The sequence below is a fragment of the Rhodobacter sp. JA431 genome (assembly GCF_900217725.1).
Classification (GTDB): domain Bacteria; phylum Pseudomonadota; class Alphaproteobacteria; order Rhodobacterales; family Rhodobacteraceae; genus Rhodobacter; species Rhodobacter aestuarii.
In genome coordinates this window covers 583171-602236 of record NZ_OBMP01000002.1, presented here as the reverse complement: position 1 = coordinate 602236, position 19066 = coordinate 583171, and the positions used below count along the sequence as shown (strand labels likewise).

Here is a 19066-nt window from a genome sequence, read left to right as displayed (position 1 = left end):
GACCGGGCAGGAGACCCCCGATGCAACGCCTCATAAAAACACTGAGCCTTGGCCTTACATGGGTGGCGCGTATCGCCACCGGGCTCGCCTTTCTTGTCATCATCATCGCTGTGGTGATCCAGCTTTTGGGGCGCTCGGGCGTGATCGACTCGGTGATCTGGTCCGAAGAACTGACCCGCTTTGCGCTTTTGTGGCTTGTGGCCTTTGGCGCCGGGCTTGGGCTGCGCTCTGGCGCGCTCGTCAATGTTGATATTTTCTGCGAGGCGTTGCCGGAGCCTTGGCCGTGGCGGCTGCGGCTTTTCTCGGCTGCGCTAACGGCGGTCTTCGCCTTTTCGCTTCTGCCCTCTGCGGCCTTCTTCATGCGCATTGGCGCGCGCCAAACCGCGCCGGCCCTGGGCATTCACATGAACTGGATCCACGCCTCCGCGCTGGTGACGCTGGCGGTGCTTGGCACGGTCGCCACCTTGCGCGTGATCGGCATGCTCGCCGGGACGGAAAAGGGCCGCCCCGACAATCTGGAGGATATCTGATGGGCCTTGCACTTCTACTGGGCGTTTTCGTGCTCGGCCTGATTTTGGGCGTGCCGGTGGCGGTGACGCTTGGGGTGGCCTCGGTCGCCTATCTGCTTGAGGCGGGCATCCCGCTCGTGACGATCCCGCAAAAAATGTATGCGGGCATCGACACCTTTGTTTTGCTTTGCATTCCGGGCTTTATCCTTGCGGGGAACCTGATGAATGAAGGCGGCATCACCACCCGGATCGTGCGGCTGGCGCAAGCCATGGTGGGCTGGATGCGCGGCGGCTTGGGGCTGACCAACGTTGCCGCTTCGATGCTGTTTGGCGGTGTCTCGGGCACCGCTGCCGCCGATGCGGCGTCAATCGGGGGGATGATGATCCCCGGCATGAAGAAAGCGGGCTATCCGGTTGAGTTTTCAGCGGCAATCACCGCTGCCTCTTCAACCGTGGGGCCGATCATTCCGCCCTCGGTGCCGATGATCATTGTCGGCACGCTCTCGGGCATTTCGGTGGGCAAGATGTTCATCGCCGGCGCGCTTCCGGGCGTTTTGATGGGCGTTGCCATGATGATCACGGCTTGGATCATCGCGCAGCGCCGCAATTTCCCGCGCCAGCCGTGGCAAGGCTTTGGCGAGTTGGGCAAAGCCTTCCTTGGCGCGTTTTGGGCCGTGTCGATGACGCTTCTGATCATTGGCGGCATGCTTTCGGGCTTTGCGACGCCCACGGAAACCGCCGTTGTGGCCTCGATCTACGCCTTTGTCGTCGGGGCCTTCATCTACCGTGGTCTGAAACTGAGCGCCGTGCCGCGCATCTTGATCGACAGCGCCGTCTCTGCCGCTTCGATCTTGCTCTTGGTTGGGCTCGCCAATGTGTTTGGCTGGATTTTGGTTTCTGAGCGCATCCCGCAGATGATCGCGGAAACGGTGCTGTCGATCACGACGAACAAATATGTGGTGATCTTGCTGATCAACCTCGTGCTGTTGTTCATGGGTATGTTCATGGAAACGATCGCGGCGCTGATCATTTTGTTCGTGCCGCTGCTCGCGCTGGCGCAAGGTGTCGGCATTGACCCGATCCATTTCGCGACCTTCGCCGTGCTAAACCTGATGATTGGCCTCACCACCCCGCCGGTGGGGGTGTGCCTGTTCATCTGTGCAGGCATTGGGCGAATTTCGCTGGCGCAAATCACCAAGGCGATCTGGCCGTTCCTGCTCACCAACCTCATCGTGCTGATGCTCGTGTCTTACGTGCCCTTCTTCAGCACGTGGCTCCCCAATCTTCTCTCCAACTAGGCTTTCCCGATGACCCAAGCGCTCAACCGCATCGTCCGGCTGCATGGACAAAACGACCTGCGCCTTGAAACCGAACCCATGCCCACGCCCGGCCCGGGCATGGTGATGGTCGCTATTGGCGCCGTAGGGTTTTGCGGCTCCGATCTGCATTACCATTCCGAAGGCGGCATCGGCACGATCCGCGTGCGCGAGCCGATCATTTTGGGCCATGAGGCGGCGGGGAGCATCGTCGCGCTTGGCGAGGGGGTGCAGGGCTTGGCCGAGGGCGATGTGGTCGCGCTGAACCCCTCGCACCCCTGCGGGGAATGTGAGTTTTGCGCCAAAGGCCAGCATCAGCATTGCCTGAACATGCGCTTCAAAGGCTCGGCCATGTTCTTGCCGCATGAACAGGGCTTCATGCGCGACCGCGTGGTGATTGGGGCCGCGCAATGCCACAAAATTGCGCAAGGCGTGCCAGTGACCGAAGCAGCACTTGCCGAGCCTTTGGCCGTGTGCCGCCGCGCGATCACCCGCGCTTTGGAGGTCGCGGGCGATCTGACGGACAAACGCGTGCTGGTGACCGGCGCCGGGCCGATTGGCGTGCTCTGCGTCGCACTCGCGCGTCATTTCGGGGCACGCGAGATCGTTGTCACCGACCTGCATGATGCCACGCTTGAGGTCGCGCGTCAGGTCGGCGCGACGCAGGTGATTAATGTCGCGCGCGAGGCCGAGGCTTTGGCGCCTTGGGGCGAAAACAAAGGGCAGTTTGATCTCGCCTTTGAATGCTCCGCCGCACAACCCGCTTTGCGCAGTGCGATTGCCTGCGTGCGCCCGCTCGGCACCATTGTGCAGGTGGGGGTGATGGGCGACACGCCGGTGCCCTTCAACATGCTGGTGGCGAAAGAACTCAATGTCATCGGCACGCACCGCTTTGATGCCGAGTTTGCGCAAGCGGTGGAACTGATCAACAGCCGCGCGCTCAACCTCGCCCCGGTGGTCACGCAGGTCTTCGACGGGGCCGAGGCGCTTGAGGCGATCAAGGTCGCCGCAGACCGCAGCTGTGCTGTGAAGGTCCAACTCGTCTTCACGCCCTGAGCCTCCCTCAGCGAGAAGACATCGCGCCGCTCCTTCGGGGGCGGCGTTTTTGATTCTTTTGGCGAAGGTTTCAGGTGGCGATCTATCGCGGCGGGCCAGATCGCGCGGTGGTTGGCGACACGCCGGTTTCAACGCGGATGATAACCGCGCAGTGCCGCGGCGGATTGGTCGCTTTCTTTAACTATTATTGGGTTGTGCCGCATCGCGGCGAGATCGTACAATCAAGTCGATGGGCAAGCCCGCTGTTAGGCAAGATATCCTTGCGTAAGGTTCCCTGCGTCCGTAATTGAAGACTGGTCCCGCCCGAGCGTTTTGCGATTGGAGTTACACTTGCGATTGATCATGACCGCCCTGCTTTCGGGCACCGTTCTTGTTGGCCCGTTGTCGGGCTGCGGCGTCGTCTATCACAGTTCCTCCGTCTCGCCCGGGGTCTCGGCCGAGGGTAAGGTGCGCGTGTTGCCCCTCACCGCTGAATCGGTGATGGTGGCGAATGCGGCCCCCTACCAACCGCGCGAATTGCCAAGCTATTTTCGGCAAACGGCAGGGTTGAGCGGCTCGATGTCGGCGCCAATCGCGGCCCCTGACGCCGCGTTTGACCGTGTGACCCGCCCGGGTCGGCTCGACACCCGGCTGCCGCCGCCCGCGACCACGCCCAACTACCGGATCGGCATTGGCGACGTGGTGCTTCTGGCCACGCCGCAAGCGGGGTCGACGGTGGAACAACTGACCGGCATTCTTGCCGCACAAACCGCCCGGCAAGGCTATACAGTGCAAGATGATGGCTCGATTTCCGTGCCCACCGTGGGGCGCGTGCAAATTGCGGGCCAAACCGTGGATGATGCGGAAGCAACGCTGTTCCAACGCTTCCTCGACAAGCAAATTGACCCGACCTTCTCGCTTGAAATCACCGAGTTCAATTCGAAGAAAGTCGCGATCGGCGGCGATGTCTCCAATCCGGGGATCGTGCCAGTCACGCTGCAACCGCTGCATCTTGATGAAGCGCTCGCGGCCGTGGGCGGCGTGAAATCCGCGGATCTCGATACGGCAGTGGTGCGGATTTACCGCTCCGGCAAGCTTTACCAAGTGCCGCTCAAATCGGTCTATGAGAAGCCCGAAATTGGCCGGATGTCGCTTCTGGCGGGGGATAGTCTCTTTGTCGATACGGCCTATGAGCTTGATAAAGCGGCGGCCTATTTCGAAGAGCAGATCAAATTGGCCGAGTTCAAGCAGGCCGAACGGCAATCGCGCCTGCAAGCCCTTCAGACCGAGATCGGCCTGCGCCGCAGCGAATTGCAGGAGCGCCGCGATACCTTCGCGACACGGCTCGAACTGGGCGCTGAGGCGCGCGACTACGCGTACATCACCGGCGAAATCAGCAAACAGACCCGCTATGCATTGCCCTATGACCGCAAGGCGACACTGGCCGATGCGATCTATGATGCGGGCGGCGGGCTTGACGTTGCGCGCTCTAACCTGAAGGAAATCTACGTTCTGCGTGGCTCGAGCGATCCGATGGAATACGAATCCATCACTGCTTGGCATCTCGATGCCCGCAATGCGGCGGCAATGCTTCTGGCCACCCGGTTCGAACTGCACGCCAACGATGTGATTTTCGTCGCGACCCAGCCCGTGCGCCATTGGGGCAATGTGGTGAATGCGATCACGCCTTCGCTGATCGTCTCCTCGGTGAATGCAGCTTCGAACTGAGTTTGGCAGGATCTGTTGTTGATGATCTGGACTGCCCATGGGGCAGTCCAACGTTTTTTCGCATGCCAGTCAGTGCCATACTATGTGTTGGTTTGCGCGTGTGATCGGGTCTGGATGACGGATGAAGAGCGAGCGCTAAAGCTTTGGTTACTTTGGCAATTCTATGTCACAGCAGCTTCCGCAGCGCGTAGGGCAAGGGCCATGATGGTCAGGGAGGGCGACTCGCCAAAGCCCGAAGACGGGAAAACAGAGGCATCTGTGATCCAAAGATTTTCGTGATCATGCGCGCGACAGAGGGGGGTGACCACAGAGGTTTCTGCCGCGCGTCCCATACGTGCCGTGCCAAAAACATGCGTTGCAGAGAAAGTGTCTCGGCTGCTTGCTTCCTCAACAAGCGTGGTGTCGGCGGCGGCCAAAACGGCGCGCGCTGCCGTGCGCATGGCGCGCAGGCGGGCGATAGATTGCGGCGTCAGCACTGAGGAGATCCGCGCGATCGGTTGGCCGAACGCGTCGCGCAATTGCGGATCAAGCCGAATATGCGAGCGCGCATCGGGAACCACTTGGCCGATGGCCCCGACCGCGATGGCCGCCCCAAAATTCTGCCGCATCGCCGCTTTTAGGTCGTTTCCAAAGCCAGGCAACAGGCGGTTTGCATAGGCGATCGGGCCATTGAGCCCCGTTTCGGAGGTGGTATGGTTCAGCCGAAACCCGCCTTGCGCCCCCGGTCCCCACCAAATTGCATCGGCGGGAAGGCCAAACTGGCTGCGGATGGGCGCTTTTGCCAAGCCGACACTGCGCAGCGACAGGGTTTCCATGAAATTGCGCCCGAGTTGCCCAGAGCCGTTCGCAAGACCCTCTGCATGATCCCTATTTGCCGAAGCCAGCAAAAGCCGTGGCGTCTGGACGGCACCGGCTGCAAGAAACACCATCGGTGTTTCCACATCCTGTGCGACGTCCCCCACGATCACCGTTGCCCGTTCGATGCGCCCCCCCGGCCCGGGATGAAGTTGGGTCACCGTTGCATAGGGGATCAGCGTCAGGCGCCCGGTTGCATGCGCTCTTCGCAGCAAAGAGACATCGGTTGATCCTTTGTCGCCCAAGGGGCAGCCGCGCGCGCACTGGCCGCAATAATTGCACGGGGGGCGATCATCATAGGGTTCGGAAAGCGTGAAATGCGGATTGACCTGCCAGCCTTGGCCAATCTTTTTGCCCGCTTCCAACAGGACTTGGGCGCCGGGGCTTAGCGGATGCGCGGGAAGGGGGTAGGGCTGGCTGCGCCACCGACCGTTGTCTTCAGGCGTGCCGGCGACGCCAATCATCTGTTCGACGCGCGTGTAATAGGGTTCCAGATCGGCATAGGCGATCGGCCAATCTGCGCCGTCTCCGGTCAGGCTCCCCGCCCGAAATGCATCGGGGTGAAAGCGGTGCGCTTCGCCAACAAAATGCAAAGTGCTGCCGCCCACGCCCATCACATGGAAATAGCCTTCGTTTAAAGGTGGGCGGGCGCTGCCAGTGGGCAGGCGCCAAGGAAACCCCGCCTGAGACCAATCCGCCAGATCTTCGTCTTCCGGCGCGAGGGTTCCAAGATCGCCCCATGAAACCTGCGCCCGGCTACCGGATTTGACCGGAAACGGGCGGCGCTCCCAGCCCGGCGTATCAAGCGGATAGTCCACCACAGGGTCAAAGGCCGGTCCCGCTTCCAGCAAAAGCACGCGCAACCCAAGGTCACACAATTGCCACGCCGCCGCAGCGCCCCCCGCACCGGAGCCGATGACCACAGCATCGTGTAAACCGTTTAGCTCCATGGGGGGAGGTATCCCTCGGGTTGCGGGCTTGGGTTCAACTCCAACCCCGCAAGGGACTCGGGCGTCGCATAGTAAAACTCCACCGCGAGTGCGCGCGCGATATGATAAAAACGGCCCGGGATCTGATTGTAATCCGCCGCCGACATATGGGTCAGAATCTCGGTTCTTTCGGCGAAGGAAAGCTGCCAGAACGGAACCTGCGCCAAGCCATCCATCCAGTTCAGCGCGATGATGAACAATTGTTCAAGTTGGCCATTTGCGGACAGAAAGGCCCGCAAGTCAGTGGCAACCCCGACCGCTGTCGCGGCGGGAGACAGCTCATCTTCGGGCAAGAACGTATCAAGCAAAGCCCCAAGAGAGGCGAAAGCCGCCTCATCCGAGGTGTTTTGCGCCCGTGCCGTGGAAGGCACACCGATCAAAGCAGACAGGCCCGCCGAAAGCGCAAGTGCCAGCGCTTCGCGGCGGGTCGTCTTGTTTTGCGAAAACGGCGTATGAACCGTTTTGGGCGTCATCGGGCAGGCCGAGGGTTTTTACCGGTTCTCTTCCGGGTACATGTAGCTTGTTGTCGTGGTCGTGGTCGGCGATTTGGTGGCGCCAAGACCCATCTGGAAGCCGCGCTTGCAGATATCATAGCTCGAGGTGATCGTCGCGCCAGAGGTGTTATAGGCCACCCCAATGTCACAGCCGAACGTGCCATCGAAGTTGTAGGTCACACCGCCCGTCAACGCGCCGCTATCACGTTTGTTGGTCGAGAGCGCTTTCAGGGTAATGCCCGGCGTGCCCGGAGCGCCGCCGCTGCCAAAAGTCCAAGACATCCCCAAAAACAGCGAGGGGTCATTATTGGTGGTCGTGACCGTCGTCGGGATACTCCCCCCGGCAGAGGCGATCGAAGCAACAAAGACAAACGGCGCCGCAAGCAGCAGCGCTTTAACATGGGAACCAGTCATGAGTGCCATCTAGATATTCCTTTGCGCCAATCGTGTTTGGGCTGGATGCCAAGGCGTCACGCTTTGCCCATAATTTGCGGTGCAACCCCATCCCCCAAGGCTTATGCGTAGGCTTTCCGTTTATTTGCGTCAAGTTTTGCCGATTGGGGCCTTTGTAAATGGGCGTTTCTGCCCATCGAGCGGGCGGCCTTTGGGGCCAATTCTCTTCGGTGTCAGTTTGCCCTGCGCGCCGTGTTTCCACTTCACGCGGGCGCTTAGTGCCCTATTGTCAAAACAGGGGCAGCAACCAGCGGCGCGCAAAATGAAAACCGATAGAAAACAAGTCTTTGATCGCCAAGCGCTATATTTGCGGACCAAAAATCGCGCCGAAACTGGTGTGAAGCGGTGCGTTCTTAGGATCAAGACATGAGCATGAGGCTCTTTGTATCGCTGCGCGGGGCAAGCCTGCGCCATGATCTGATCGCCGCGCTGACCTTGGCTGCGCTTGCTCTGCCCGAGCAATTGGCGACTGCGCGTCTGGCGGGCTTGCCCGCGGCGCAGGGGATCGCGGTCTTCGCGGTCGCATCGCTGGTGATGGTTTTGGTCTCGCGGAACAAAGTTCTTTCGGTCGGTGCGGATTCGAGCATTTCGCCGATCATCGCCTCAGCGCTGATTGCGGCGACCGTGCCGGGGGCGGCGCCATTGATCGCGGCGCTGGTCGGGGTGATCTTGTGCATCGTGGCTCTTTTGCGCCTAGAGGGGATTGCCCGCCTTTTGTCCTTGCCTGTCGCGACGGGAATGATGGCGGGGATTGCGCTGCATATTCTTGTGGGCCGTCTGCCCATCGCGCTTGGGATAGAGATCCCTGCGCGAAGCCCCGTCGCGACGCTTGAAGCACTATGGCAGGCCAGCGATGCAATCCGTTTTGAACCACTCGCGTTGACGGTGCTTGTCACGGGGCTGTGCGTTCTTGGCCGGGCGTGGAGCGCGCGCTTCCCCGCAGCGCTTGTTGCCTTGGCGGCCGCTGTGGCGATTGCCGCCTTTGCAGATCCAGACGCAACACTCTGGCCACGTGTGGAAACCTTTGGCGGCAGTTGGGGGCTTACGCCGCTCACGGTCTCGCCCGATGCGATCCTTTCTTTGCTGCCGGTGGCACTGGTGATCGCCTTCCTGTGTCTTTTCCAGACCACGGCGGTGCTGCGCGAGGGACGCGCGGATCAGCCCAAAGACCGCCGCAATGCGCTTGGCGCGCTCGGCCTGTCGAATTTGGCTGCCGCCGCGATTGGTGGCTTTGCGGTGAATGCCAGCCCGCCACGCACCGCCATCTTGCGCGACGCCGGTGCGACGAGCCAGTTTGCGGGGGTCATTGCCGCGCTGGTCGCGCTTGCGGTCATGGTTTTGGCACCGGATCTATTGCAACGGGTGCCCGCCGCCGCGCTTGCCGGGATTTTGGTCTTTGTTGCACTGCACATCTTTCCGCTGCGTAGCTTTGTTACGCTTTTGCGCCACAGCCGGATCGAGGCCGGTATTGCCCTCACGACCACGGCGCTGGTGACGGTGCTGCCTTTGCAAAGCGGGCTGCCACTTGCGATTTTGCTTTCTTTCTTGCACGCGACACTGCCACTTTTCGCAACGCAGGTCGTGCGCCTGTCGCAGGTTCCGGGCACGACAATTTGGTGGCACCGTCCCGAGGCCGATGCCGCCGGTCGTGTGCCCGCTCTGCTGGTGCTAGGCATCACCGCGCCGATGAATTTCGTCACGGCGGAGGGGATTGTCGCGGAAATTCGCGCCTTCCTTGCCTGCGCGCCAAAGCCGCCGTCGCGGTTGGTTTTGGAATGTGCGGGCCTTTTGTCGCTCGATTTGACCGGGGCAGGGGCCTTGATCGCGTTGATCGAGGAATGCCATCGCAATGGCACGGCGGTGGCTTTGGCAAGGGTGGAGTCCGACCGCGCCTATGCGCAACTTGCCCAAGGCGGTGTGCTGGAGGTGCTGGGCAAGGACCGCGTCTTCGACAGCGTAGCGGAAGCCGTTCATGCGCTGGGGCCGCCTGCAATCTTGTGAAGAGAACGCGCTAAGACATTGGGCTTGGCGGGGGTGCCAGTGGCCCTTTTGTGGCCCTTATCACGCAGAAGCGAAATCCAGAGAAACGCAGTGTGCGCGCAAAAAAACGCGATCGGGAGGTCAATGTGCTGCGTAGCATCATGGCCAGCTCGGGAAAGCGGGCCACGGCTATCTTCGAATTTGCGCCATCCAATCCCCTAGGCCCTCGCCTTACATGCTCCCGGAGGCTACCCGGCGTTATGTAAATTCATCCTATATTGTCAAAGGTTTGCCGTGGGCGGAAAACGGATATGGGGCGATTGCGCCTCTGATGATTTGATGAAGTAAGAAAGGTTTTTCGATGAAACTCAGCGCACGCAATATCCTTGATGGCACGATCACCGCGGTCGAGGTGGGTCAGGTAACGACGCATGTCAAACTCGACATCGGCGGCGCGACGATCACCGCTTCAATCACCAATGAAGCCGCAGCCGATCTGGGGCTGAAGGTCGGTGAAAAAGCCTGCGCGGTGATCAAATCGAGCGATGTGATCATCGGTATCGCCTAATCTTAGGGGCGGGCCAAGATCACATGGCTCGCCTTGAACAGCGCCGTGGCGGGAACGCCCGGCGCTAGCCCCAAAGCCTCGGCGCTGGCGTGGGTGATGACAGCGGTGATGGATTTGCAGGCGCCAAGGTCGATCACGATTTCGCTGTTCACCGGGCCATCGGTGCGGGCCGCCACAAGCCCCGTGAGCCGGTTGCTTGCCGAGACGCGCCCCGGGTCGCCCCCCGCCGTTAGCATCACGAAACTTGCCTTGATCAAAGCAAACACCGTAACGCCGGGTGCGAGCCGCATCTCTGCCGCCGAGCGTTCGGTGATGACGGCGGTCAGGTGATGCCCGTCGGTGAGCGCCAATTCCACCTCGGCGTTGACGGGCCCCATCGTCACCCGTGTGACCGTGCAGCGGAAGGTGTTTCGGGTGGAGGTGTGCATTGTCATGCTCCAAAGTTTCTCCAAGACCTGCTCGGGGGCGGCGCAAACCCCGCCCTCCAGCGTTGTGAGCGCCTGCGCCAATGTGGTTTCCAGCTGCTCAAAACCCGCAATCAAGGCCCGTCCAGCCTCCGTCACCCGTGCATTGCCGCCCGTTCGGCCTCCCGGCGCGGCTTCGACCAAGGGGCGGTCGAACAGGTTATTGAGCGTGCCCACCGCATCCCAAGCCGTTTTGTAAGACAGGCCCAGTTCGCGCGCGGCCCCGGCGATGGTGCCCAAGCGCTCAATCGCGGCCAGAAGGCGGATCCGGTCTTGCCCGATCCGGGCTTCGCCGGGGCGATGCAAACTGAGCGAGGCGGTCAGCGGTCGTTCATTCATGGCAAATCCTCAAACAAGCGGGGCGGGCTTACGGCGCAGCACCAAAAGCACCGCAACAGAGACAAGGCCCAAAGCGGCAGACAGGACCAAGGCCCGGTGGAAGTCGCCCACCGTGACGGCGTTATAGATTTCAAGCGAAACGGTGTTGGTGCGGCCAAGAATATTGCCGCCGAGCATCAGCGTGACGCCGACCTCGCCCAAAGCGCGTGCGGTCGCCATCAGCAGCCCCGCCGCCACCGCCCCCGCAATATTGGGCAAGATCACGCAAGCGAAAATCGAGGCCTCGCCATGGCCCAACGTGCGCGCGGCCTCAGCAAGGTTGGTGGGCAGCGCTGCGATCGCGGCTTGCACCGGTTTTACGATCATCGGTAGCCCGACAATCACCGAGGCCAGCAAGACGCCCGCTTCGGTGAAGACAAAGCCTTGGCCCAGATGCGCCTCGATCCACGTGCCAAAGCCGCGCCGCCCCAAGAGCAACAAAAGCCCAAACCCCAAGACGATGGGCGGGAAGACCATCGGCAAGGTCACCAGCACATCAAGCGCCCCACGCCCCCACCAACCGCGCCGCGCAAGCGCCCAGCCAAGGGCCACACCAAGGCTTGCATGCACCAAAAGCGTGCCGAGCATGATCCGCAGGCTGAGCCCCAAGGGAAAGGCCAGTGCCGGATCGCCCAAAACCTCGACGAGCCCGACCATATCAAAGCCCGTTCGCGGCCATGATCGCTTTGGCCGCTGGGGTTTCAAGGAAGGCGGCAAACCCTTTGGCTTCATCGCTCAGAAGCCCGCAGGCAATTTCAATCGGGCTATAAAGCGCTGAATCCACAGGCACATAGCCACCGATGGCTTCGCCCGCGCCAATCGCATCGGTGATATTGAGAAATCCAGCCTCAACCTCGCCGGTGGTGAGATAGGCGGTCACCTGCGGCACCGTCTGGACCGAGATCAGCTTCGCGCCCACCTGATCCCCCAAGCCGGAAGCGGCCAGATATTCGCGCCCCGCTTTGCCATAAATCGCCGCCTTGGCATCGGGAATGCCGATCCGGGTGACGCTTGCTTGCGCAATGTCTTCCGCCGCGCGCAGGCTTTGCCCTTTGGCATAGGCCACCACCAGCTTGCCCGCGCCAAGCGGCACGAACCGGGTGAACGTGAGCCCCTCGGCCTTCGCCAAGACCTTGCGGTCGCCGCAGACCATCGCGATTTGCCCGCTTTCACGCGCCTGACCAAGCACTTGGCCCATATTCCCATAGACTTGGCCGATGCTTTCGCCGCCTTGAGCTTCATAGGCGGCAAAGACCTGCGCCATCGGGCGGCGGTAGCCCGCGCCAGAGGCCACAGTAAGCCCTTCGGCCCAAGCAGAGGTGGCACAGACCGTCAAAAGGGCGAAGATGGCAAGCTTCTTGCGCATGGATTTCTCCTGTCAGAACGTGGGGGTGGACTCAGGGAGCGTTTCGCTATGTAGTCAGGCTATACAGCGAAACGGAGCCTGCCCATGCCAAACTTCGTGCCAAGTCCGCGCCCCCTTCACGCCACCCTGCGACAGGGGCTTTCCGGCTCCCAGGGGCGGTTTTTGCTCGATGTGGATCTGCGCATTGCACCGGGGGAATTCGTGGTGCTGACCGGACCGTCGGGGGCGGGAAAGACCACATTGATGCGATTAATCGCCGGGTTGATGAAGCCCGAAAGCGGCCATGTCACGATGGGCGGCGAGACATGGTGCGATACGAAAGCGGGGGTGATGCGCCCGGTGCGGGATCGGTCCTTGGGTTTCGTGTTTCAAGATTACGCACTTTTCCCGAACATGAGCGCGGCGCGGCAAATAGCCTATGCGCTGCCCGGTATGGCCCGGGCGGAGCGCGCAGAGCGGGTGGATGAAATGCTGGCGCTCGCAGGGCTTTTGGGGCTTGCGAAGGCACGGCCTGCGCAGCTTTCAGGCGGGCAAAAGCAACGGCTCGCCTTGGTCCGCGCGCTTGCTAGGCGACCGAAACTGCTGTTGCTGGATGAGCCGCTTTCGGCGCTGGATCCCGAGACGCGGGCACGGCTGCAAGATGATCTGCGCGCCTTGCATGCCCATTTTGGCGCCACCGCGCTGATGACAAGCCACGATCCGGCTGAGGCGGCGCGCCTTGCCGACCGAGTATTACGGCTGGAAGCGGGACGATTGGTGCCGCTGCGCCCCCCGAAATTGGCGATGTTTCCCCGACCAAAGCAAACCGAGGATATTGGGTCGCACAAAGCGGCCTGTATCGGGGTATAAGCCGCGCAGCTTGATCCAATTGCCTTTGGCGGCCTGCCTGTGGTGAACGCGGTCACAATCACCACAGGACCCTAAATGCTTGCACTGATCGGATTGTTTTTCGCCGCGCTTTTGGCCGCGACCTTAGTGCCCGCGCAATCGGAAACGGTGCTGGTTGGGCTGATCCTTGCGGGGGCGCATCCGCTTTGGGGGCTGCTGGTGGTGGCGACAGCGGGGAATGTGCTGGGCGCGCTGATCAATTGGGGGCTCGGTCGCTTTTTGGCCCATCACGCTGGCGCGCGTTGGTTTCCGTTCTCGCCCAAAGCTTTAGAACGTGCGCGCAAGGCCTATGCGCGTTGGGGGCATTGGAGCCTTTGGGGGGCTTGGTTGCCCATTGTCGGCGATCCGCTCACCTTTGCGGCGGGGCTTTTGCGCGAGCCGTTGTGGCGGTTTTTAGCCGTGGTGACTTTGGCAAAAGGCGGCCGCTATCTCGTGCTGGCTTGGGCGACGGTTCAGCTTTCGTGACTTGATGGCAATGTGATCCAAACCGCCAGCCCACCTTTGGTACGATTGGTGATCTTGAGCGGCCAAAACCGGTGCCGATACAGCGGGATAGACCCGCAGCAGGTCTGTCGCCGCCGTTGCACTTGGGCGGATTTCATCGAACCGTTACGCAAAGGTTAACATTTTGTCACTGCCTCGGGGCAGGGTCCGCGCGAACTGAACCTCGGAGAGACCCATGCTCAAAACCGTTTCCCTCGCAACGCTTGTTGCCGCCTTGACCACCACTTCGGCGCTGGCCCAAACCGAAATCAGCTGGTGGCACGGCATGGGGGGCCGTAATGGCGAAGTGATCAACGAAATCTCGATGAAATTCAACGAGGCGCAGCAGGCTTGTCATCTGACGCCGCTTTCGAAAGGCACCTATGAAGAGGCGCTGGCCTCGGGCATCGCCGCGTTCCGTTCGGGCGAACAGCCCAACATCTTGCAAGTGTTCGACGCGGGTGCCGCCACGATCATGGCCGCCAAAGGCGCGACGATTGCCGCTGAAGATCTGATCGTGCAAGCGGGCAAACCCTTCAACCGTGAAGACTTCATTGCGGGCGTGCGCAACTTCTACGCCGATGCCGATGGCAAATTCGTCGGCATGCCGTTCAACTCTTCCGCGCCGATCATGTATATCAACACCGAGGCGCTGGAAGCCGCGGGCGTTGAAGCGCCGACCACTTGGGAAGAGTTTGAAGCCGTTGCGCCGAAGCTGAAAGAAGTGGGCTACATTCCGCTGACCGCTTCGCAGCTGACCTGGATGTTCATGGAGAACTTCAAGTCCCGCAACAACCAGCAATTCGCGACCAATAACAACGGCTATGACGGGATCGAAGGCACCGAGATCATCGTCAATGACGACAACACCGTGATGATGTTCGATAAGCTCAAAGCTTGGGCAGATGCGGGTCTTTTTGGTTTCTATGGCGCGGGTTGGGCGGACAACCAAAAACCGTTCGAAGAGGGCAAAGTGGCCTTCTGGATCGGCTCTTCGGGCAGCTTCGGCGGTCTGCAAAAAACCGCCACCATGTCGTTCTCGGCAGAGTTCCTGCCCTATTGGGCCTCGCTTGGCGAAGGCACTCAATCCTTCATCGGGGGCGCGGCGCTTTTCGCGATGGCGGGCAAACCCGCGGAAGAAAATGCCTGCACGGCGGAATTCTTCAGCTTCCTGACCTCGCCGGAAATCCAAGTCTACTGGCATGAAAACACCGGCTATGTGCCGATCACCACGGCGGCTTACGAAATGGCGAAAGCCGAGGGCTGGTATGACGAAAAGCCGGTCGCTGAAGTCGGCATCCAACAGCTGATGCTGCCGGGTGGCGAATGGACCAAGGGCTATCGTCTGGGCTTCTTCCCGCAAATCCGTTCCATCGAAGAGCGTGAATTCAACCGCATCTTCTCGGGCGAAGTGAGCCCGAAAGACGCGCTCGACACGATCCAAGTGGAAGCGAATGCGCTCTTGGCGAAATTCGCCAAAACCGCGAACTGAGCCCCATTCAACTGACTTTGGCTCCGGAGGGACACCTCCGGAGCTTTCCCCATTGAAAGACGCCGATGACCGCTTCGCCTGTTGTCCCTTCTCCGTTATTGCGGCTGCGCCAATGGTGGACGCGGCCCTCCGCGCATCCTGCCAAAGTCGCGCAGTTTGACCGCCCGCTGGCGCCTTGGCTGTTTGTGGCGCCGCAGCTTTTGATTGTGGCGATCTTCTTTTACTGGCCCTCGGTGCAGGCGGTGACCTCCTCGTTTTACCTTGAGGACCCGTTTGGTTTTGGCGCGGCTTTCGTTGGGCTGGACAATTACCGCGAGGCGCTCTCCTCAACCGAATATCGCAATATCGCCGGGTTCACGGCGCTTTTTGCAGCCACGGTCACAGCGCTTTCGCTCGGCCTTGGGCTTTTGCTTGCGGTGAAGGCGGACGCGGTGATGCGCGGCTCGGGCGCCTATAAAACCGCGCTCATCTCCGTTTATGCCATCGCGCCGCCGGTTGTGGGGCTGATCGGCATGATGATGTTTGACATGCATATCGGCCCTTTCACCAAAGCCGCTGCGCTTTTTGGGTGGGAGATGCGGGTGGGGATTGATTACCGTGATACCGCCGTGGCGTTGATCACCGTCGCGGTGTGGAAGCAAATCCCCTACAACTTCATCTTCTTCCTGTCGGGCCTTCAGGCCGTGCCTTCAAGCGTGCGCGAAGCCGCGTTGATTGATGCGCACTCGGGCTGGCGGCGGTTTCGCGATGTGACCTTGCCGCTTTTGGCCCCCACCGGCTTTTTCTTGCTGGTGATCAACATCACTTATGCGCTTTTTGATACCTTCGGGATCATCGACGTGATGGTGAAAGACAAACCCGCCAACAACCCGATCACACTGGTCTACAAAGTCTATCTTGATGGCTTCAAAGGCAATGATATCGGCGGTTCCTCGGCGCAATCGGTCATTTTGATGGTGGTCGTCGCCGCGCTCACTGTGGCGCAATTCCGGCTGATTGAGCGCCGGGTTCATTACGGATAAGCCATGCAACGTTTCAGACCTTTCGACCACCTGATCTTGCTTTTGGGCGCGGCCTTTCTGGTGACGCCCGTGGTCATGGCCTTCATGTCCTCGACCCATGCTGCAACCGAAATCCATATGAACGGGCTTTTCCTCTCCCCCGGCGGAGAGGGGATGGCCACCTATGAAAAGGTGCTGACGCAAAAAGGCGGCTTTACCGGCACCGTGACCGGCGCGCGGATGGTGATGAACTCCACCATCCTTGGCCTTGGCTTTGCGCTTGGTAAGGTGGTGGTGTCGATGTTGGCGGCTTACGGGCTGGTTTACTTCCGGTTCCGGTTCGCCACGCCGATCTTTTGGATGATCTTCACCACGCTTTTGCTGCCACTCGAAGTGCGGATCATGCCCTCCTATCAGGTGATGAGCCAGCTTCATGCGCTCAACACCTATTGGGGGCTGATCATCCCGCTTTTGGCCTCGGCCACTGGCACGTTCTACTTCCGGCAGTTCTTTAAATCGGTCCCCGATGAGCTGCTGGAAGCCGCGCGGATTGATGGCGCCGGGCCGGTGCGGTTCTTCCTAGGCGTGCTGGTGCCGCTTTCCCGCCCGATGATGGCGGCGATCTTCATCATCATGTTCGTCTATGGCTGGAACCAATACCTCTGGCCGATGCTGATGACGACGGATGAGCGGTTCTTCACCCTGATGCGCGGCATCAAGACGATCCTGCAAGTCTGGATCGGCAGCCAAATCCCCGATTACAACGAAGCCTTCGCCCTTGCGGTGCTGGCGATGCTGCCGCCTCTGGGCGTCGTGCTCGCGTTCCAGCGCCTCTTCATCAAGGGCCTGACGGAAAGCGATAAGTGATGGCCGAAATCCTTCTTGAACACGTGGGCAAGACCTATGCGGGTGGCACGCAAGCGGTCAGCGATGTGTCGCTTTCTGTGGCCGATGGCGAGTTTATCGTGCTGGTTGGCCCTTCGGGCTGCGGGAAATCCACGCTTTTGCGGATGGTGGCGGGGCTGGAAGACATTTCCGCAGGCACGGTGACCATTGGTGCGCGTGTTGTGAACCGGCTTGAGCCCGCCGAGCGCGACATTGCGATGGTGTTTCAAAACTACGCGCTCTACCCGCATATGACGGTGCGGGAGAATATGTCTTGGGGGCTCAAGAACCGCCGCATCCCGAAAGATGAGATCGCCGCGCGGGTCGAAGAAGCGGCGCGGATGCTGGAGTTGCACCCTTACCTTGACCGCAAGCCCCGTGCCCTGTCGGGCGGTCAGCGTCAACGGGTGGCGATGGGCCGTGCGATCGTGCGCCAGCCCGCCGCGTTTTTGTTCGATGAGCCGCTGTCGAACCTTGATGCGAAACTGCGCGTCACCATGCGCGGCGAGATCCGTAAGCTGCAAAAGCGGCTCGGCACCACCGCGCTTTATGTGACGCATGACCAACTCGAGGCGATGACCTTGGCGGATCGTTTGGTCGTGCTCAATGGCGGGCAAATCGAACAAGTGGGCCGCCCGCTTGAGGTCTATCACCGCCCCGCCTCCACCTTTGTGGCCGCTTTCATTGGGGCGCCGGCGATGAACCTGCTTGATGCGCGGATTGAGGCCGGGCATCTGCGGCTTGCGGGCGTTGATCTGGGCCGGGTCGAGGGCGAGGCGCGGGCCGTCACGCTCGGCATTCGGGCCGAGGATTTGCAGCTTTTGCCCTCGGGCGGGCTGCCGTTCCGCATTGATGTGATTGAGGAATTGGGCGCGGGCCGCGTGGTGCATGGCTTTGTCGAAGACCAACCTCTGTGCGTGAGCCTGCCCTCGGGGGCGGAGTTACCCGCGCAACTGCATCTGGGGGTGGCTCCTGAAGCGCTGCATTTGTTCGATGCGATCACCGGCAAGCGTTTGCCGCAAACGGTCCATCGCAGCGCAAAGGTGCGTGCATGATTTTTGAAAAGACTTCGGCGCTTGATGTCCCTACGCAGGCGCTCCGCGCAGAGTTTGTCACCGCTGCGCGCGCGGGCACAGCCCATGATGACCTCGCCCGCCAAGTGCCCGCCTTCACGCAAGTGGAGGTGGGTGGCACCGCCCCCGGCGCGCCGCTCGGGCTGCCGCTTCGTGTCGCGGCGTGGAACCTTGAACGTTGCCTGTTCTCCGCGCCTTCGGCGCAAGCACTGGCGGGGGCGGATGTGCTGCTTTTGTCAGAGATGGATTGTGGCATGGCGCGCACCGCGCAACGCCACACCACAGCCGATATCGGCCAGCAGCTTGGCATGGCCTATGCCTATGGGCTTGAATTCCTTGAGCTAGGCTTGGGGTCTGAAATAGAGCACAGCTTTTGTACCGATACGTTCAACACGCATGGCTTTCATGGCAACGCGCTTTTGGCGCGTGCACCGCTGAACCAGGCTTTCGTCTTACGCTTGCCGGGGCAGGGGCATTGGTATGGCGATGCGGGCCAACCGCGTTTGGGCGGGCGCATTGCGGTGGGGGCTGAAATCGCCACGACGGCAGGGCCGATCGTGTTTGTTTCCACCCATCTTGAAAGCGCATGCGATGCTGCGCATCGTGCCGCGCAAGTGGCCGCAATTATCGCGGCGCTTGATACCCATTTCTCCGATCGGCCCGTTTTGATGGGGGGCGATTTGAACACTGGCAACCACATCGGCGGCGATTGGCGCGATGAAACGCTGTTCGATTTGGCCCGCGCCGCCGGGTTTGAGGTGCACGGCGGTCCGGAAACTCAGCCGACAACACGCCCGAGCCTGATCACCCGCTTTCCCGAACGCGCGATGAAGCTTGATTGGTTTTTCTCGCGCGGGCTGCGGTTAGGGGAAACACTGATCCACTCAAGCCTCGATGCCAATGGTAGACCGCTTTCGGACCACGACCGGGTGGAAGCCACAATCGAGGCGCTGCTCTGAGGGTTCGGATTGCGGGCCTAAGGCGCGGTTCAGATATGGCTGGGTAGGGCTGTGGAAATTCCACAGCCAAGCTTCCCCGCCTGTCTCAACCGTCCTGTTCTTTGTTTGCGTCGGTTAACACCTTTTAAGCCGCGCCCGAACCCCCTCGCG

The 19066-nt window shown here is 61.0% G+C and carries 20 protein-coding genes; 14 read left to right on the top strand and 6 right to left on the bottom strand.

Going from position 1 to position 19066, the window contains the following annotated elements; genetic code table 11:
• The first annotated feature begins 20 nt into the window (after positions 1 to 20).
• The 5 genes from CRO18_RS06595 to CRO18_RS06580 all read left to right on the top strand — a co-directional run bounded on the left by CRO18_RS06595 (position 21) and on the right by CRO18_RS06580 (position 4588).
• Positions 21 to 530: a TRAP transporter small permease gene (locus CRO18_RS06595; RefSeq protein WP_076483109.1), complete on the top strand. Its 510-nt coding sequence runs from the start codon at positions 21 to 23 to the stop codon at positions 528 to 530.
• Positions 530 to 1807, top strand: a complete 1278-nt coding sequence (locus CRO18_RS06590; RefSeq protein WP_076483110.1) for a TRAP transporter large permease — start codon at positions 530 to 532, stop codon at positions 1805 to 1807. The genes CRO18_RS06595 and CRO18_RS06590 overlap by 1 nt, the downstream gene beginning before the upstream one ends.
• A 9-nt stretch (positions 1808 to 1816) precedes the next feature.
• Positions 1817 to 2881, top strand: coding sequence for an L-idonate 5-dehydrogenase (locus tag CRO18_RS06585; protein WP_097081503.1), 1065 nt, complete (start codon positions 1817 to 1819; stop codon positions 2879 to 2881).
• Positions 2882 to 2955: 74 nt separating this feature from the next.
• A complete protein-coding gene (locus CRO18_RS19235) occupies positions 2956 to 3171 on the top strand; it encodes a YjbF family lipoprotein (protein ID WP_143128606.1) in 216 nt (71 codons plus the stop codon).
• A 52-nt stretch (positions 3172 to 3223) separates the two neighbouring features.
• A complete protein-coding gene (locus CRO18_RS06580) occupies positions 3224 to 4588 on the top strand; it encodes a polysaccharide biosynthesis/export family protein (RefSeq protein ID WP_170952576.1) in 1365 nt (454 codons plus the stop codon).
• 161 nt (positions 4589 to 4749) lie between these two features.
• Here the strand turns inward: CRO18_RS06580 and CRO18_RS06575 are convergent, their stop codons facing one another.
• The 3 genes from CRO18_RS06575 to CRO18_RS06565 are packed head-to-tail and all read right to left on the bottom strand — an operon-like array spanning position 4750 to position 7340.
• Positions 4750 to 6393 carry a GMC oxidoreductase gene (locus tag CRO18_RS06575; protein ID WP_097081502.1) on the bottom strand — a complete coding sequence of 548 codons (1644 nt, stop codon included), beginning with the start codon at positions 6391 to 6393 and terminating at the stop codon, positions 4750 to 4752.
• Positions 6384 to 6905 carry a gluconate 2-dehydrogenase subunit 3 family protein gene (locus tag CRO18_RS06570; RefSeq protein WP_097081501.1) on the bottom strand — a complete coding sequence of 174 codons (522 nt, stop codon included), beginning with the start codon at positions 6903 to 6905 and terminating at the stop codon, positions 6384 to 6386. The genes CRO18_RS06575 and CRO18_RS06570 overlap by 10 nt, the downstream gene beginning before the upstream one ends.
• A gap of 18 nt (positions 6906 to 6923) precedes the next feature.
• Complete coding sequence (locus CRO18_RS06565; RefSeq protein ID WP_143128605.1) at positions 6924 to 7340, bottom strand: hypothetical protein; 417 nt, start codon at positions 7338 to 7340, stop codon at positions 6924 to 6926.
• 405 nt (positions 7341 to 7745) lie between these two features.
• Here CRO18_RS06565 and CRO18_RS06560 point away from each other — a divergent pair, with 405 nt between their 5' ends.
• Positions 7746 to 9380 carry a SulP family inorganic anion transporter gene (locus tag CRO18_RS06560; RefSeq protein WP_097081499.1) on the top strand — a complete coding sequence of 545 codons (1635 nt, stop codon included), beginning with the start codon at positions 7746 to 7748 and terminating at the stop codon, positions 9378 to 9380.
• Positions 9381 to 9720: 340 nt separating this feature from the next.
• Positions 9721 to 9927: a molybdopterin-binding protein gene (locus tag CRO18_RS06555; protein ID WP_076483116.1), complete on the top strand. Its 207-nt coding sequence runs from the start codon at positions 9721 to 9723 to the stop codon at positions 9925 to 9927.
• Between the two features lie 2 nt (positions 9928 to 9929).
• Here CRO18_RS06555 and CRO18_RS06550 read toward each other — a convergent pair whose 3' ends face one another.
• The 3 genes from CRO18_RS06550 to modA are packed head-to-tail and all read right to left on the bottom strand — an operon-like array spanning position 9930 to position 12135.
• Positions 9930 to 10730, bottom strand: coding sequence for a TOBE domain-containing protein (locus CRO18_RS06550; protein WP_097081498.1), 801 nt, complete (start codon positions 10728 to 10730; stop codon positions 9930 to 9932).
• Between the two features lie 9 nt (positions 10731 to 10739).
• A complete protein-coding gene (locus tag CRO18_RS06545; RefSeq protein ID WP_097081497.1) occupies positions 10740 to 11426 on the bottom strand; it encodes a molybdenum ABC transporter permease in 687 nt (228 codons plus the stop codon).
• 1 nt (position 11427) lies between these two features.
• Complete coding sequence (modA, locus tag CRO18_RS06540) at positions 11428 to 12135, bottom strand: molybdate ABC transporter substrate-binding protein (RefSeq protein ID WP_097081496.1); 708 nt, start codon at positions 12133 to 12135, stop codon at positions 11428 to 11430.
• A 171-nt stretch (positions 12136 to 12306) separates the two neighbouring features.
• Between modA and CRO18_RS06535 the strand changes: the two genes are divergently transcribed.
• From CRO18_RS06535 to CRO18_RS06505, 7 genes are all read left to right on the top strand, one after another.
• Positions 12307 to 12984, top strand: coding sequence for an ABC transporter ATP-binding protein (locus CRO18_RS06535; protein ID WP_249276005.1), 678 nt, complete (start codon positions 12307 to 12309; stop codon positions 12982 to 12984).
• A gap of 75 nt (positions 12985 to 13059) precedes the next feature.
• Complete coding sequence (locus CRO18_RS06530; protein ID WP_097081494.1) at positions 13060 to 13488, top strand: YqaA family protein; 429 nt, start codon at positions 13060 to 13062, stop codon at positions 13486 to 13488.
• A 214-nt stretch (positions 13489 to 13702) separates the two neighbouring features.
• Entirely contained in the window at positions 13703 to 14998 is a 1296-nt protein-coding gene (locus CRO18_RS06525) for an extracellular solute-binding protein (protein ID WP_097081493.1), read from the top strand.
• 65 nt (positions 14999 to 15063) lie between these two features.
• Positions 15064 to 16020 carry a carbohydrate ABC transporter permease gene (locus CRO18_RS06520; RefSeq protein WP_097081492.1) on the top strand — a complete coding sequence of 319 codons (957 nt, stop codon included), beginning with the start codon at positions 15064 to 15066 and terminating at the stop codon, positions 16018 to 16020.
• 3 nt (positions 16021 to 16023) lie between these two features.
• Positions 16024 to 16866 carry an ABC transporter permease subunit gene (locus CRO18_RS06515; protein WP_076483123.1) on the top strand — a complete coding sequence of 281 codons (843 nt, stop codon included), beginning with the start codon at positions 16024 to 16026 and terminating at the stop codon, positions 16864 to 16866.
• Entirely contained in the window at positions 16866 to 17939 is a 1074-nt protein-coding gene (locus tag CRO18_RS06510) for a sn-glycerol-3-phosphate import ATP-binding protein UgpC (RefSeq protein WP_097081491.1), read from the top strand. Before CRO18_RS06515 ends, CRO18_RS06510 begins: the two co-directional genes overlap by 1 nt.
• Positions 17936 to 18916 carry an endonuclease/exonuclease/phosphatase family protein gene (locus CRO18_RS06505; RefSeq protein WP_097081490.1) on the top strand — a complete coding sequence of 327 codons (981 nt, stop codon included), beginning with the start codon at positions 17936 to 17938 and terminating at the stop codon, positions 18914 to 18916. Before CRO18_RS06510 ends, CRO18_RS06505 begins: the two co-directional genes overlap by 4 nt.
• The last annotated feature ends 150 nt before the right edge of the window (positions 18917 to 19066 follow it).

Coding starts and splice junctions, on each gene's coding strand:
- CRO18_RS06545 (WP_097081497.1), bottom strand. CDS start 11,426: ATGGTCGGGCTCGTCGAGGTTTTGGGCGATCCGGCACTGGCCTTTCCC.
- CRO18_RS06585 (WP_097081503.1), top strand. CDS start 1,817: ATGACCCAAGCGCTCAACCGCATCGTCCGGCTGCATGGACAAAACGAC.
- CRO18_RS06505 (WP_097081490.1), top strand. CDS start 17,936: ATGATTTTTGAAAAGACTTCGGCGCTTGATGTCCCTACGCAGGCGCTC.
- CRO18_RS06560 (WP_097081499.1), top strand. CDS start 7,746: ATGAGCATGAGGCTCTTTGTATCGCTGCGCGGGGCAAGCCTGCGCCAT.
- modA (WP_097081496.1), bottom strand. CDS start 12,135: ATGCGCAAGAAGCTTGCCATCTTCGCCCTTTTGACGGTCTGTGCCACC.
- CRO18_RS06590 (WP_076483110.1), top strand. CDS start 530: ATGGGCCTTGCACTTCTACTGGGCGTTTTCGTGCTCGGCCTGATTTTG.
- CRO18_RS06520 (WP_097081492.1), top strand. CDS start 15,064: ATGACCGCTTCGCCTGTTGTCCCTTCTCCGTTATTGCGGCTGCGCCAA.
- CRO18_RS06595 (WP_076483109.1), top strand. CDS start 21: ATGCAACGCCTCATAAAAACACTGAGCCTTGGCCTTACATGGGTGGCG.
- CRO18_RS06565 (WP_143128605.1), bottom strand. CDS start 7,340: ATGACTGGTTCCCATGTTAAAGCGCTGCTGCTTGCGGCGCCGTTTGTC.
- CRO18_RS06530 (WP_097081494.1), top strand. CDS start 13,060: ATGCTTGCACTGATCGGATTGTTTTTCGCCGCGCTTTTGGCCGCGACC.
- CRO18_RS06510 (WP_097081491.1), top strand. CDS start 16,866: ATGGCCGAAATCCTTCTTGAACACGTGGGCAAGACCTATGCGGGTGGC.
- CRO18_RS06515 (WP_076483123.1), top strand. CDS start 16,024: ATGCAACGTTTCAGACCTTTCGACCACCTGATCTTGCTTTTGGGCGCG.
- CRO18_RS06580 (WP_170952576.1), top strand. CDS start 3,224: ATGACCGCCCTGCTTTCGGGCACCGTTCTTGTTGGCCCGTTGTCGGGC.
- CRO18_RS06525 (WP_097081493.1), top strand. CDS start 13,703: ATGCTCAAAACCGTTTCCCTCGCAACGCTTGTTGCCGCCTTGACCACC.
- CRO18_RS06575 (WP_097081502.1), bottom strand. CDS start 6,393: ATGGAGCTAAACGGTTTACACGATGCTGTGGTCATCGGCTCCGGTGCG.
- CRO18_RS06570 (WP_097081501.1), bottom strand. CDS start 6,905: ATGACGCCCAAAACGGTTCATACGCCGTTTTCGCAAAACAAGACGACC.
- CRO18_RS06550 (WP_097081498.1), bottom strand. CDS start 10,730: ATGAATGAACGACCGCTGACCGCCTCGCTCAGTTTGCATCGCCCCGGC.
- CRO18_RS06555 (WP_076483116.1), top strand. CDS start 9,721: ATGAAACTCAGCGCACGCAATATCCTTGATGGCACGATCACCGCGGTC.